The 14,774-nt window shown below is 44.4% G+C and carries 14 protein-coding genes; 5 read left to right on the forward strand and 9 right to left on the reverse strand.

The annotated features are described in order from the left end of the window. Positions 1-63: 63 nt before the first annotated feature. Complete coding sequence (locus ITG09_10295) at positions 64-1,293, forward strand: benzoate/H(+) symporter BenE family transporter (GenBank protein UPR51098.1); 1,230 nt, start codon at positions 64-66, stop codon at positions 1,291-1,293. Between the two features lie 75 nt (positions 1,294-1,368). On the opposite strand, the gene ITG09_10300 is transcribed toward ITG09_10295, so the two are convergent. Genes ITG09_10300 through ITG09_10310 form a run of 3 tightly spaced genes read right to left on the reverse strand, consistent with a single transcriptional unit; the run spans position 1,369 to position 4,323 of the window. Beyond that, the gene (locus ITG09_10300) at positions 1,369-1,833 is read right to left on the reverse strand and encodes a GtrA family protein (protein UPR51099.1); all 465 of its coding nucleotides are present in this window, start codon (positions 1,831-1,833) and stop codon (positions 1,369-1,371) included. Beyond that, positions 1,820-3,307: a glycosyltransferase family 39 protein gene (locus ITG09_10305; GenBank protein ID UPR51100.1), complete on the reverse strand. Its 1,488-nt coding sequence runs from the start codon at positions 3,305-3,307 to the stop codon at positions 1,820-1,822. The genes ITG09_10300 and ITG09_10305 overlap by 14 nt, the downstream gene beginning before the upstream one ends. Beyond that, positions 3,304-4,323: a glycosyltransferase family 2 protein gene (locus ITG09_10310; GenBank protein ID UPR51101.1), complete on the reverse strand. Its 1,020-nt coding sequence runs from the start codon at positions 4,321-4,323 to the stop codon at positions 3,304-3,306. The genes ITG09_10305 and ITG09_10310 overlap by 4 nt, the downstream gene beginning before the upstream one ends. Before the next feature lie 125 nt (positions 4,324-4,448). Here ITG09_10310 and ITG09_10315 point away from each other — a divergent pair, with 125 nt between their 5' ends. The 4 genes from ITG09_10315 (at position 4,449) to ITG09_10330 (ending at position 8,436) form a co-directional block, all read left to right on the forward strand. Beyond that, a complete protein-coding gene (locus tag ITG09_10315; GenBank protein ID UPR51102.1) occupies positions 4,449-5,126 on the forward strand; it encodes a response regulator transcription factor in 678 nt (225 codons plus the stop codon). Continuing rightward, positions 5,123-6,409: a HAMP domain-containing histidine kinase gene (locus ITG09_10320; GenBank protein ID UPR51103.1), complete on the forward strand. Its 1,287-nt coding sequence runs from the start codon at positions 5,123-5,125 to the stop codon at positions 6,407-6,409. Before ITG09_10315 ends, ITG09_10320 begins: the two co-directional genes overlap by 4 nt. Positions 6,410-6,548: 139 nt before the next feature. Then, complete coding sequence (locus tag ITG09_10325) at positions 6,549-7,478, forward strand: 1-aminocyclopropane-1-carboxylate deaminase/D-cysteine desulfhydrase (protein UPR51104.1); 930 nt, start codon at positions 6,549-6,551, stop codon at positions 7,476-7,478. 220 nt (positions 7,479-7,698) lie between these two features. After that, positions 7,699-8,436: a dienelactone hydrolase family protein gene (locus ITG09_10330; protein ID UPR51105.1), complete on the forward strand. Its 738-nt coding sequence runs from the start codon at positions 7,699-7,701 to the stop codon at positions 8,434-8,436. A 78-nt stretch (positions 8,437-8,514) separates the two neighbouring features. On the opposite strand, the gene ITG09_10335 is transcribed toward ITG09_10330, so the two are convergent. From ITG09_10335 to ITG09_10360, 6 genes are all read right to left on the reverse strand, one after another. Then, positions 8,515-9,768, reverse strand: coding sequence for a D-amino acid dehydrogenase (locus ITG09_10335; protein UPR51106.1), 1,254 nt, complete (start codon positions 9,766-9,768; stop codon positions 8,515-8,517). Between the two features lie 129 nt (positions 9,769-9,897). Then, the gene (locus ITG09_10340) at positions 9,898-10,830 is read right to left on the reverse strand and encodes a LysR family transcriptional regulator (protein UPR51107.1); all 933 of its coding nucleotides are present in this window, start codon (positions 10,828-10,830) and stop codon (positions 9,898-9,900) included. A 247-nt stretch (positions 10,831-11,077) separates the two neighbouring features. Further along, positions 11,078-12,055 (reverse strand): DHH family phosphoesterase, encoded by a 978-nt coding sequence (locus ITG09_10345; GenBank protein ID UPR51108.1) that lies wholly within the window; start codon positions 12,053-12,055, stop codon positions 11,078-11,080. A 58-nt stretch (positions 12,056-12,113) separates the two neighbouring features. After that, positions 12,114-12,920 (reverse strand): hypothetical protein, encoded by an 807-nt coding sequence (locus ITG09_10350; GenBank protein UPR51109.1) that lies wholly within the window; start codon positions 12,918-12,920, stop codon positions 12,114-12,116. A gap of 2 nt (positions 12,921-12,922) precedes the next feature. After that, positions 12,923-13,093: a hypothetical protein gene (locus ITG09_10355; protein UPR51110.1), complete on the reverse strand. Its 171-nt coding sequence runs from the start codon at positions 13,091-13,093 to the stop codon at positions 12,923-12,925. 91 nt (positions 13,094-13,184) lie between these two features. After that, a complete protein-coding gene (locus ITG09_10360; protein ID UPR51111.1) occupies positions 13,185-14,699 on the reverse strand; it encodes a transglycosylase SLT domain-containing protein in 1,515 nt (504 codons plus the stop codon). Positions 14,700-14,774: the final 75 nt, after the last annotated feature.

The raw sequence follows: 14,774 nt of genomic DNA on the forward strand, positions 1-14,774 counted from the left end.
TATAACGCACAGATGTTAAGTTGAGTCCTATGTATGTTATAACGCACAACGAGAGTGGTTAGTATGGGTCAGATTAAGTTTTCTCACATCAGTACTGGTTTTATTGCAGTATTTATCGGTTATGCGAGTGCGGCGGCGATCATCTTCCAAGCTGCAACCAGTGCAGGAGCAAGCCAGCAACAGATCGCTTCATGGTTTTGGGCGCTCGGAATTGGCATGGGTGTATCGACAATTTTGCTTTCATGGCGATATAAACAGCCAGTCGTGACCGCGTGGTCTACGCCGGGTGCTGCGCTACTTATCACCTCATTGGATGGGCTCACCGTAGAGCAGGCCGTGGCTATCTTCCTATTCAGCTCACTGCTGATCACCATTACGGGTCTAACTGGCATCTTTGATACGCTGCTCAAGCGAATACCAACATCGATTGCCTCTGCAATGCTGGCTGGTGTGTTGTGGATGTTTGGAATTGGAATTTTCACCTCTCTGTCCCAAGAGGCTATTATCATCGGCACCATGTTAGCTGCGTATATTTTTGCTAAGCCTAAGTTTGGTAATCTGTTGATTCCTTTTATCTTACTGCTTGCCGTCATAATGAGTGGCGTTGCCGGAAAGCTCGATTTGTCAGATGTGAACTTAACGCTGACTCAGCCTATGTTCATCACGCCCGATTTTGATTTGGCGTCTCTGATGAGTGTTGGGATTCCGTTATTTGTGGTGACAATGGCATCTCAAAACCTGCCTGGGTTCGCCGTATTGAAAGCCAATGGTTATAACCCACCAGCATCACGAATTATCACCACTACAGGCGTTACCGGTTTGTTGCTCGCTCCCTTTGGTGGCTTTGCCTTTAACTTGGCAGCGCTAACAGGGGCAATATGCATGAGCCCAAATGCCGACCCCAATCCGAAAAGTCGTTACAAGGCAGCACTAGCGATGGGCAGTTTCTATCTGTTGGCAGGAATATTAGGCACAACCTTTGTGTCTTTGTTCTCATCGGTTCCGCAAGCCATCATTATAACCATTGCGGGATTAGCCTTATTGCCAACACTTGCGAACAGCCTCACGACGGCACTTGCCGATGACACACATAGAGAGGCTGCACTCCTCACCTTTTTACTTACTGCTTCTGGGATTAATTTTGTGGGAGTTGGCAGCGCATTTTGGGGGTTATGTTTAGGGTTAATTTGCTACGCAATAAAGAACTGGCAGTTAAAAGCGGCTAAAGCACAGCAGACTCAAGCAAAGCAGGCTCAACCTACACAAGCGAACGAAAGCAAAGAACAGAGTTAGAATTACCAATCGTCTAAACAGTCAATGTTCAATAAAAAGGCAAGTCATTGGATGACTTGCCTTTCTCTTTCTTGTCTAACGGGTAAAGACCCAATACTGACTAAACAAGTAGTTAGTCACCATGCCGACCAAAATACCCACGGCCATCGCGATAAACACAGCGCCAGTAAACGCTGGTAGTAATTCAGTCATGAACTTAAAGCACAATAGATTAGGTACTGCTGATATCGACGCTGAGAACATGAACTTTTGCCACTGAATCAGCTTTTCAGACAGACTACCCTGCCCTTTGAACCCAAAGGTCAGCACACGATTACCAAACCAGGTTGCCGTTGCAGCAGCAATAAAGGAGCCAATTCGCGCTGTCATTAAAGGCAAACCAACAATGTAATGCAGCAACACAAATACCGCACAATCAACAACAAACCCACCAACACCAACCACAGCAAACCGAACTATCTTGTGATGGGACTGAAGCCTTTGGCTCTGTGTCTGAAGCTTGTAATTGATCATTCGCAGCCCCGAGTTAACGCTGGACATCACTTTCACTTCGAATATGGCTCAACGACAAATTTGGTTTGATGTTTTGGCTATGACAACTGAACAAAGCGCGCTTTATTTTCACCGTCGGCTCTAAAATACAGGTTAACGCGTTGTCCTTAATTTTGGTTTCCACTTCCGCTCTTTTACCAATCAGATAAAACTTGTCGATACCATCTAACTGTCCAACATCGAGTAACTTTTTCGCTTGTCCATGACTGTAAAACTGCCCGGAGAAAGGTCGTTTACCTACGTAAAAGCTCGGTGCTTCATCCGTAATCTGTTCAAAGATAATACGGTCACTTTTCTCGTTCGCTTTGCCTAGGTTAAGGTAGACCATCGCAATCATTAACAGCACAGGCAGAACTAAAGCCACACTCGAGAACCACTTCTTATCTTTTTCTACCACAAGCATTGCCACCAGCAAACCAAGGGCTGGAATACCCGGTAATACATACGCAGGAAGAATATTACCCGCCATAGTGAAAAGGATTAGAGGAGAGACTAACCAACACACAAGGAATGAAAACAACCCACTATGTTCAGCGTTAACTTCTGCGATTTTCTTACGACGGGCAAAAGTCAAAATAGGCAACACAATCGACCACGGCGCAGCCGCTTGAATCCAGAAAACCCAAATCATTCCTCTTGTTTGATCATGGGCCGAACCATAAAGATCCCCTTCCCAACCACTCACAACAAAACGCTTAAAGTGCTCGCCAACAATAAAGTAATCAATAAAACCCGGTGTTGCCATTTCAGCCATGATGTACCAAGGCAAAGCAATCGCCAACATGACACCTAAACCAGATAGCAGTGGAAAGCGTTGCCATAGCACTTTGAAAGCGCCAAAGAAGCCATGTTGTAATACTAACCAAGGGAAAATAGCGATACCCATGATCACAATCGCTACAGGCCCTTTTGCAAGCAAGCCTAGTGCTAAACCAATGAAACCGACATAGCCCCAAGATCGATTAGTCTTCGCACTACCTTCTCTCTTAGAACCCTCTCCTCCTAACCAACATAGATAGAAACCTAACATGGCAATAGTCATCGATAACGTTAACGCCATGTCGGTCATCACAGCACCCGCAGCGATAGAGAAAATCCCACATGTCGCCAATACCACGGCCGCCACCAAGGCACTTTGTCCTGTGCGCTTGGCCATGTATGCAACCAACAGAATCGTCGCGAAACCTGCTAGCCAGTGTGGCGCACGCACAGCAAATTCACTCAAACCAAACAACTCAATCCCAGCTGCGCTCATCCATGTGAACAATGGTGGCTTGCCCCAAAAAGGAATGCCGTAATCAAATTGAGGCGTTAACCAATTCCCTGTTTCCACCATCAGACGTGCCATTTCTCCATAACGCGCTTCTGTGGTGTCCATTAACGGGTAAGTCGCCAGAGATAAAAGCCTTAGAATCAATGCAAAAGCCAACAAATACCATAGGTGCGTTCTGTTCAGGCTCATGCTGACTCCTCTAATTTAAAATGTGTTTTTAATGCCGGTGTATCGACCACCGATTGGATCAGATACAAAGGACGACTCTTGGTTTCAATGAAAATACGACCTATGTACTCTCCCATTAAACCGATACTCAACAGTTGGATGCCGCCAAGGGCAAGCTGTACGACCATCATTGACGGATAGCCAGTGATGGGCTCACCAAACATCATGGTTTTGAAAACGATGACCATGCCATACACAAAAGCAGTCAGCGCGACTAAGCCACCCAGTGCGGTAGCGATGCGCAGCGGACGAATCGAGAACGAGGTAATGCCATCCATCGCCAATCCGATGAGCTTGAGATAGTTCCACTTGGTCTCACCACAGAAACGAGCGTCACGCTTAAATTGGAGTGTCGCTTGTCGGAAACCCGGCCATGAAAAAATGCCTTTCATGTAACGGTTACGTTCTGGAAGTTGGTTGATATGGTCGACAACCTCTCGGCTTAATAGTCGAAAATCACCAACATTTTCTGGTACATCGATCTTCGCCGCCACGTTCATGACTTTGTAAAAGCTCGCGGCTGAAAACTTCTTAAACCAGGTTTCACCGTCACGTTGGCTGCGCTGCATATTGACGACGTCATAACCTTCGCGCCACTTGGCAACCATTTGAGGAATCAGCTCGGGTGGATCTTGCAGATCGGCATCTAACAGGATCACAGCTTGTCCGCGACAATGCTCAAGGCCAGCACTCATGGCTGACTCTTTACCAAAGTTGCGGCTTAAACCAATAACAGAAATTGAGCTATTGATTGAAGTGAATGAACTCACCAAGTCCAAGCTGTTGTCTTTGCTGCCATCGTCGACATAAACAATCTCACTCGTGATCGGTAAGCTATCGAGAACCTTAGTGAGGCGCGAGTGAAACTCTTCCAACACCTCTTGTTCATCGTAGAAAGGCACAATGATAGACAGAGAGACCGCAGGGTTTATCTGCGATGTAGATATCTTGGGGCGGCTAATATGAAGTTCAGACATAATACGTTCTTCTATTTTTTAATCTGAAGCCAATCTACCCCCTCATAAGTGAAAGTTATGTTATTGACATATTTTTCACGCTCACTCAGGATAATGTTACCGTCTATTTCTGTATGAGAATCAAAATGAAACGAGTTCTATTAGTCGAAGATAACCGCGAAATTGCAGGCGTATTGTTTGATTATTTTGAGTGTATTGGCATGGAACTCGATTACGCGGACAACGGTGAGCTTGGCTTGCAACTCGCGATGGATAACTCTTTTGATATCATCATATTAGATCTGATGCTTCCTAGAATGGACGGCCTAACGGTTTGTAACAAGCTAAGAGATCAAGGCAATACAGCTCCAATACTGATGCTTACCGCATTGGATAGCCGTGAAGACATGTTAAAAGGGTTTAAACACGGTGCCGATGATTACCTGACCAAGCCTTTCGATTTGGATATTTTAGAAGCAAGAATGAACGCACTAGTTCGTCGTTACCGCGGAAAAGTTGCGTCTTCTAAATTGCAGTTTGACGAACTCACCATCGACCAAAAAACGCGTAAAGCTTACCGCCAAGATAAGCCGCTCGCACTCAACCCAACCACTTACACCATCCTTGAGATGTTGTGCCAAAAAGCACCTGAAGTGGTTACTCGCGAAGATATCTCCTACAAACTCTGGGAAGAAGACGAACCCAACAATGATGTGTTGCGCAGTCACATCTATCAATTGCGAAACCAACTCGACAAACCTTTTGACACTCAGATGTTGATTACCGTCCCTAAAGTTGGATTCCGTCTGGAGTCATCGAATTGATTTTAAATTTCCTCACGAGCACTAAAACCCTGACCGGCCGCTTAGCGGTTTTCTTTGGGCTAATGGCCGTGATTGTATCAGCCTTTGTCTATTTAGTTTTTGTTGCTGCACTCTACATGTCAGAAGATCGCGTCGGTGAAAGACGCATCCTGATTGACCGTAACCATGCGGTTGGTTTATTCCAAGCAGGCGAAAGCGGTGAGTTAAGAATTGATGATTTGACAATCGCCTACAATGACCCAGCGTTGATACCTGCCAAATACCTAAACTACATTAAAGGCAAAAGAAGCTTCATCGGTGAGGTTGGTGAAGAACCTGAATCACGAATGGTGTATGTAGGTGAGTATTCAGATGAAGGTGAAACCTACCCAATCATCCTGCTTTCTGAGATCGACCGCGTCGAGTTTGATATTTACGAACTGGTTTATGCGACCACCTTTGTACTGACTCTGCTCTCTATTCTAATTTTTAGCTTTGGTGCTTTACTTTATCGATTGTCCAAACGACTGATTGAACCCTTTAACGCTTTATCTGAGCAACTTGAGTCTAACAAACTCAACCTCAACGAAGAGTTTGGTGTGAGTGATGATGCGGCGGTAGAGTTTCGCCAACTGACCGATCAGCTTAATCAATATCGAAGAGAAATCAATTCACTACTCAAGCGTGAACAAGCCTTTGCTCGCTATTCAAGCCATGAATTGAGAACACCGCTGACTGTTGCTCGCGGGGCAAATAAGTTACTCCTTCGCAGTGAAACAACTGAATTTCAATCTCGCCAGGTTGAGCGTATCGATGACGCCATTGTTCAGATGTCAGAGATGGTCGATGCACTACTAGGCCTCGTACGTTATGAAAGAAATAGTGACGATGCGCCACCGCGACTGTTTAGCCAACAAGAGTTAGAGACTATCGTCTCCAAAAACTCCGCACAGGCGGATGAGAAAGATGTCGAAATCTCAATGCACGTTCAATCAGAACCCACCATTCAAGCCACCAGCGCGATAATGAATATGCTGGTCGGAAACTTGTTGAGAAATGCCATTGCAGCAACCAATAGCGGCACTGTAACCATCACCCTCTCCCAAGACAGTCTTGTGATTGAAGACCAAGGCGAAGGCCTGCAGGAACAATACAACCCGAATGGGCATGGATTGGGTTTATTGATTGTCGAGGACTTATGTCAACGCTTCCAATGGGGCTTTGAATTGGTCAATCGCAGCTGTGGTGGCTGCACCGCGAGAATCGACTTTCAAACCGATTCTCCCTTGTCCAGACCAGAGTAAATAAACTCGTAGTACTAAGTACAATATCCAACGAAAACTTGATTTAGTTGGTTTACAGCGCTCGCTCGCTACTAGATACTCGTTGGCCCTATTTGATTTAAAAATGCTGGCTATTTAGTCAGCATTTTTCCTAAGTGCGATGAAACTAAATAATAGCCCTGTAACTCAGCATCAATTTAACGACCACACCTTTTTCTTAAAGCGTGACGATCAGCTTCACTCCCACTTTTGCGGTAACAAAGCCAGAAAGTTCATGAAGCTACTGGAAGATGAGCACCCAAACACCACCACTCTAATAAGTTATGGTTCCGCGCAGGCGAACTCTCTGTTTTCACTCGCAGCACTTGCAAAGATCAAAGGTTGGACGCTTGAGTTTTACGTTGACCACCTTCCTCAGTGGCTACAAGAACGCCCTATAGGAAATTACCGCGGCGCGATTGATCTTGGGGCTAAGGTTATTTCAACCCAAGAGATGGGCTCGAAACTTCATCCACAAGAGTATATTGAGCAACTAAGACAGCCAGATTCACAATGCATCCTGTTACCAGAAGGTGGAAGATCTCAGCTTTCTGAATACGGCGTGAAGCAACTGGCGATGGAAATACTCAGCTGGACTCGTTTTGAAAACAAACACGATTTTGTGGTGGCACTGCCAGCTGGCACAGGAAGCACGGCTCTGTATCTGCATAAGCATTTAAAAATGCACAATATCCCAGTGTTAACCTGCGCTTGTGTTGGTGGCAGTGAGTACTTAACACAGCAGTTCAATGAACTTGGCGAAACCGATCACCCACAGATCTTACCGCTAAAAACCAAGCACCACTTTGGTAAGCTGTATCAGCAGGATTACCAAACTTGGTTAGATCTGCAAGAACAAACTGATATTGAATTCGACCTGCTCTACGACCCACTGATGTGGCAATGCTTAGAACAATGGCAAGAAGACAACCCAGCCAAAACCATTATCTATATCCATCAAGGCGGCATCCTAGGCAACGAGTCGATGTTGCCCCGCTATCAGCGTAAATATCCAAAGATGTGCAGCAGCACGACCAACGCTTCCTGGTAATTGTTCTTCTTACTTCTAACTCAAGCAATTTAAATTCTCGTGTTCTGAAAACATCGCCAAACAGCCATCACACTTCATAAGTGATGGTTGTTTAACATATTTCACCTTCATTTTTCCCCTCTACTATTACACTTCAAATTAGAGACAGAAATCTGGCGAGAATCATCGCGTTATCTATACTTTCGATTGGAACGTCAATTGTCATCGAAAGGAATAACGCATGCGAAAACTCACTACGCTCGGCCTGTTTTCAGTTTTACTGCCCTTCTCAGCGATTTCAGGAGAAAACGTCACTTATCAAGTCGATGGGATGGATTACGAAGGTTATTGGAGTGAAGCCAGTGACCAAGCGCCTTTGGTACTGCTTATACACGATTGGGATGGCTTAACCGATTACGAAAAAAAGCGTTCTGAGATGCTCAACGAACTGGGTTACAACGTGTTCGCCATAGACCTATTTGGTAAAGGCATTCGCCCGACGGAAGTGAAAGACAAAAAACAACACACAGGCGAACTGTATAAAGACCGAGAGAAAATGCGTGCGCTACTCAACGCTGGTGCTATGGAAGCGAAAAGACTTGGCGGCAACTTAGATAACAACGTAATGATGGGATACTGTTTCGGCGGAGCCGCTGTATTGGAAGCCGCTCGTGCGGGCATTCCTTCGAAGGCTTACGTCACCTTCCATGGCGGTTTGTCAACACCAAAAGGCCAAGACTACTCTCAGACTAAAGCCCCAGTTGTCGTATTCCACGGCACAGCTGATGCCATGATCTCAATGGAAGATTTTGGCAACCTCGCCGCTCAACTTGAAACGACCAAGGTTCCACATGAAATGATCACCTACAGTGGCGCTCCACATGCGTTTACTGTGTTTGGCTCAAATAACTATCAAAATGAAGCCGACCAAAAATCCTGGGATCGCTTCACTCATGTGTTAGAAACCACCACCAGATAAGCAGCAACACTCAAACCAAATCAGCCCATGCTTAATGATAAACATGGGCTGATTCGTATGACCAAGTATTTGGATGAACTACATGTATCGATGAATACTCAAGTCGTCTGTTTTTATATCGCAATCAGAACCACTAACCACACTCGCTAACAGCTTTCCTGAACCACATGCCATCGTCCAACCCAACGTCCCGTGACCAGTATTGGTAAACAGATTCTTAATTGGCGTTTTGCCGATGATAGGCGTGCCATCTGGCGTCATCGGCCTTAACCCTGTCCAGTACTCTGCCTTAGAGAAGTCTCCCGCTTGTGGGAAAAGGTCTTTAATCACCATATCAATCGTAGCTTTGCGTTTTTCTGGAATCAGGTAATTGAAACCAGCAAGCTCTGCAGTCCCTGCAATACGAATTCGGTCATCGAAACGAGTCATCGCTACCTTATAAGTCTCATCCATAACCGTTGAAGTCGGTGACTTATCCGCACTCACAATCGGCAGTGTCAACGAATACCCCTTCACTGGATAAACAGGAATCGATAAGTCCACTTGCTTGAGCAATTCACGAGAGTAGCTTCCCGAAGCCACCACATAAGCGTCCGCTTTGAATTCACCTTGAGTTGTCGTAATGCTCTTTATGGTTTGGTTCTGATGATTCAAACTCACCACTTCAGTATCAAACACGAACTGAACGCCAAGCGCCTTTGCTTTCTCAGTTAAGGCTAAACAGAACTGGTGGCAATCACCCGTTTCATCATGAGGTAAGTATAAGCCGCCCACCAGCTTGTCTTTCACGTCAACTAATCCCGGTTCCACCGACAGACACTGATCAACACCAAACAGCGAGTATTCGATTCCACTCTCTTTTAGCAGCTTCATATCCTGCTGAATAGCGTCCAGTTGCTTCTCGCTTCTGAATACTTGCAGCGTCCCTTTCTGCCTACCTTCATAAGCCAGTTGTTCACTGGTTCTTAGGTGAGTCAAACAATCTCGGCTGTAGTTAGCGACTCGCAACATGCGCGATTTATTCTGTGCGTACTTGGCTTGATTGCAGTTGGCGAGCATCTTAGTCGCCCAAGAAACTAATTCGGGAGAAAGTGACGGTTTCACTTTTAGTGGCGCATGCTCTTGGGTGAGCCACTTCATTGCTTTCAACGGAATACCAGGAGCAGCCCATGGTGAAGAATAACCGTAAGAAATTTGCCCAGCATTCGCAAAGCTGGTTTCTTTACCACTGTTATCTTGACGATCGATAACCGTCACCGAGTGACCCTCTTTCGCCAAATACCATGCGCTGGTCAACCCAATAACACCACTACCAATAACGATAACTTCCATTGCATCCGCCTTTTATGTCACGCAACATTCTTGTAACTTTCGGACACTTTATTGAGCGAACATTGACTTAACAATACAGTTAGCGTTGATAAAAAGTCATCACTTAATAATTAAAAGAAATACCCGGGATTACAGAACGATAGCGTGGGCATCGCTACGTAAAAAAGACGTGTTCTCCATTAAAAAATCAAGGAAGGTTTCGGCTTGAATACTCAACTCTCTTCCTTTCAAAGACTGCACCTTAACGGTCGCTTTAGATAACACCTCAATCTCCGTTGGCACGACTTCTATACGGCCTGATTCTATCTCTTCCAGAACCGTTAACTTAGGCATAAAAGTGACGCCAAGCCCCGCGACGACAAAGTTAGTCAGCGCAGTCACCGAGTTAGTTTGTAATTTAGGTTGGAGATTAAAATGCGACATTTGCTCGGCGTGTTTCACTAGTCGTCCCATGCCAGTCGAAGTGTCAATCAAAGCCAGCGACACATCTTTGATTTCTTGCAGCGTCACAGGTGTCTCTTTCATTGTTAGAAAGTGACCTTTCGGAGCGATAAGTTCTAATGGGTGACTGCGTTCCACATGCGTTCGTAGTTTTGGATGCGGTGCTGCTGCGTAAGTGATGGCAAAATCGATCTGCTGATCTTCAAGCATTTTGACTGCATCAAGAGCACCGGCTATTTCTATCGACAAGTTGATGTCCGGATAACGGGTCATAAAGGTCTGCATCGGCTCAGACACTAGATTAGTGATAAACCCTTCACCTATCGCAATACTGACGCTACCACCGGTCAGATTTTTAAGCTTGGTCAATTGAGTTAATACTGCAGCCTCACCTCTTATAATGGTGCGATAGTGATTCAACAACTCGTTTCCCGCTTCCGTTAAATAGGACTGGCGGTTGTTGCGCTCCCACACCTTCATCTCAACCTGATCTTCAAGTTGGGACAACATACGACTCACTGCTGCAGGATCAACATTCAACATCTTCGACGCCTTACGTAACGACCCGTATTTCGATAAAGCATTAAGGTATTCCAGCGCGCGGATATTAAAGTGGTGCATTCAACTTCCTTGTGATTCAACTGACACTAAGAACAAGCGTCTCACAAATTTGCTGCGAACATATATTCCAATTTATCAAGATCGTGTTTGCACTTACTAACTTGTGCACCGAGTCACTTCAAGGCATTACATCAAAGGCTGATATAGATTTTTTTAGCTTGCTGTAGATAAAACAAAGGCGACAACTTTCGTTATCGCCTGTTGAGTTGATGCTTCTTCTAGGCCGAAAATATCTTTAAGGGTGGACTTAGGCGTCAAGCACAAGGTTCGGTCGAATTAAATCATAAAGGTAATCTAGTTCATCACTTTTTTGAAACTGATGGTTGATAATACCACCAGCCATATGAGGATGACCGCCACCAAAGCCAATTCCTTTGTCGTTCAGTACCTTTCGAATAATCTTCGCCACATTATTTTTTGAGCACTCGGAACGAAGAGAAATAAAAGTTTTTTCACTACTTCTAGCTGTTAGAACAACGATATCAAGCTCATCGACACCTAATAGAAAATCACCTAATACACCGAGCATATTTTTAGGGCACCCTTCGGGAAGGGCTGCAAACGCGGCATTTTTTTCACGGCGCATACCTGAAAGCATTGCGTTGAAGAGTTGTAGTTCATGAAACTCAACTTGGTTTCGACAAATCCTATTAACCATCTCATTATCAGCTCTGGCTTGAAGATACAATAATGCCTTGAGGTCTGCAGTTCCCACTGCTCGCGTAAAATTTGCGGTATCAAAACTCAAACCGACCAATAGAGCTGTGGCAACACTCTTTGGCATAAGTAGACTGAAGTAGCTGTAATATTCAACCATCATAGTTGCAGTCGAACCATAGTCAGGGCGAACATCTGCATACCATACAAAGTCAGGCGTTTTCACTTGGTGGTGGTCAATTACGCCGACTTCTAAACCTGGGAGATCAGTAATATTCTTTTCTCCAATACAGCCATCAACCACAATGATTTTATCATTAGGTTGTAGTTTTAATTCTTTTGGCTCACAAACTGGAATCTCCAGCCAGTCGATTAGATTCCTGAGTGACACTCTATCTATATAACCGTGAAACGTAATAAATGTGTGCAGGCCTTTCTTTTTTAATAAGTATGCCAGTGCGTATGCGGAAGAGATCGCATCATGATCAGGGAAGTCATGAGCTTGAATAATGATTCTGTTATCACCTTTAAGCCGATCTAGAAAGCTTTCGAACTTTAAATTTGCCATAACCCAACTGTTAATAAAGTTCTAGCTTCGCAAAAAGCTAGAACTGATGTGTGAATGGTTAACTCTTATGAATTAAACGATATTCTGTGTTAGACAAAATAGCTTCTTCTAAAGCTCCTACACCTAGAGTACTGTAACCATAGAAGTTCGGGATCGTGCTCATACGTAAAGCTCCTACGTTTTCCGCGACATTCTCATCCATGGTCAATGAATCCACAACTTCAGCAAGTAACGCCTTACTCTCCTTTGTCATTGGCGAGACAAATTCACTGACACCACTGATTGACGAATAAAGATAGCCAAATTCACCGCCATTATTTTCCTCAATGTAATAGTTGCCAGTTCTCGCAAACGATGCCCGGATCTCATTAACACTCTCAATAGCACTAAAAGAGTGAGAGAAGAAATCCGAACCACCTGCGTGCTCTAGAGTTTCTGGAGCAAAGCCTTCATTGGGGAATACGAGATAAGCAACAATGGCGTTGTCCCGCGTGATAGCCGAAAGAATGAAGTTGTCGTCTTGATAATACTTGATCACATCGTTCGTTGTTGCGCGCTTAATATAGACAGGTGCACCAAATGTTTGATCCAAAGTTTCAGCGGATGAACGAATATAAATCTTATCCAGCTTTCTATGTGATGGAATATCCGTCATTTGAGAAAGACCAAAATCAAACATCTTTTCTAATGCATCGAAGCTGTCATTAAAGCCGCCCAAAGCAATGGAGATAACCGAGACCAAACCAATGGTGCGCGCTATCCCGCCTTTCTTTTGCTCTTCTAACAGTGACTCTTGCGTATCCTGAAGTTCTTGCAGTTCTTCTTGTATATCTTTTTGAAGATCTGTGCTCTGTTCTTGAGACATTATTAACCTTTAATCTCGTCGATCTTATCCATTAAAGCATCTGTGCCGTCTTCGGCTTTTTCTTGCACTCGCTCAAACGCATCGGTATCCATGATGCTTTCTATTTCATCGCTGTAGTTAAGACCAAGGTAAATACCAATACCGATAAACGCTAACGCGAAAACTTTAAACATAGTTACTCTCTACTATTCCACTAATAGAAAAGTACATGCCAACAACATGTACTTTATTTTTGCTCTACTTATCTTATTTATGACTTAATTATCACTTATACAATGCAATACGACTGTTTACTTTCTTTAAGTAGTTCTTGGTTTCATCGTATGGCAGGTTAGCAACCAGTTGGTCATAGACTTCTTGTGGCGTGAGTTCATTAATCACCTTAGAAGCTTTACCAATACTGGTAGAGCGATCTTTATTAAATGCTCTCGCCACGTTACCCGCGCCCGTGTTATACGCCGCAATCACACAGTACAAACGACTTTCGTCATTCTTGATCTTACGTAGATATTTGCTATTCAAGATATCTAGATAAGCTGTTCCGGTTTCTACGTTAATCACAGGTTGATACAAATCAGCCACTTTCATCGGCGCATCAATATTGCGAACTTGCTTGTTCACATCATGCCCTGCACTGGTTGGTACCACTTGCATCAAGCCAAATGCTGGAACATGCGATTTCGCATCAGGACGGAAAGCCGATTCCGAGTGCATGATCGCCATGATCAATGCCGCATCAATTTCCCAGTTTTTACTCTCTTTCTCAGCTAAAGCACTGTACTTGCTTGCGCGCGCTTTTAAGCTGTTTTCAGGAAGTTTAACTTTGTAGGTCACCACCTTTTTCGGTTTCACTGGCGTAGCAGCCACTTGCACTGCAGGCACAGGTTTTACGGCAGGCTCAAGTTTCACAGCGTTAGTTTCAGATACTTTTTCAGCGGCGTTCTCTATGGTTTTTTCAACCACTTTCGAAGGCTGCTTTGGTTCTGCGACTGGCTCTAATTTAGCGACTTCCTTAGGGGATTCTACTTTTTCAACCTGTTCAACCTGAGGCTCTGGTCTTGTCACTTCAATTCCGTATTTAGCACGCATTTCGTCGTACAGCTTAGTCTGCGCTGCAATACGCTGTTGTGCTTTGCTTATGAGTGCCAGTTTTTTTTTGTGAGCACGCTGATAAATGAATGAATCTGGAATACCAGTGTTTGATTGAATAAGACGTTCAGCTTGAACATCAAGCTCATTCATTTGACTTTGCGTCTGGTCGATTACAAAGTCCTTTTCTTGTTGCTCTTTTTCCAACGAATATAGAACAGCATGGTCTTCAGCTTTCAATTCGGCCAGTTCAACACGTTGGCCTTCCACTTCAACAGGAATATCTTTTACAAGCGCTTCGATCTCTTCAGGTGTACTGCCTTCATCAACCAACACAGATACCGTCGCAGTATTACTTTCATAGTCGACGGCAGTCTTCACTTGATCATCTTGCGAATACTCGACCTGTTTGGTTTGAGATGAAACCTCACCTTCACCCCAATTCTTAATCAGATCGCTACGACGCTGATCAAGGTTATTGGTGTATTCGTCACGCCATGCTTCGTACTCATCTAAGTAAGCATTTACGTAAGCGTGGAACTCTTTGATTTTGTCTTCTTGAGACTGACTGGCTTTAACAATCGCGTTGTCTAATTGCTGCTTTTGGTCTTCTGATACCGCCAGAGCTTGAGTACTGACTGCGGCTGAGATGACTACAGCCAATACTGTCTTATTGATCATTTTGTGCATAGTTCACTCCAAGAGCGTAGAGAAACAAAAGGCCACTCAATTGGCGGCCTTTTTCACTTTTACTCACTGCAATTA

This window comes from Vibrio cyclitrophicus (assembly GCA_023206055.1).
In the GTDB taxonomy this organism is placed as follows: Bacteria; Pseudomonadota; Gammaproteobacteria; order Enterobacterales; family Vibrionaceae; genus Vibrio; species Vibrio cyclitrophicus_A.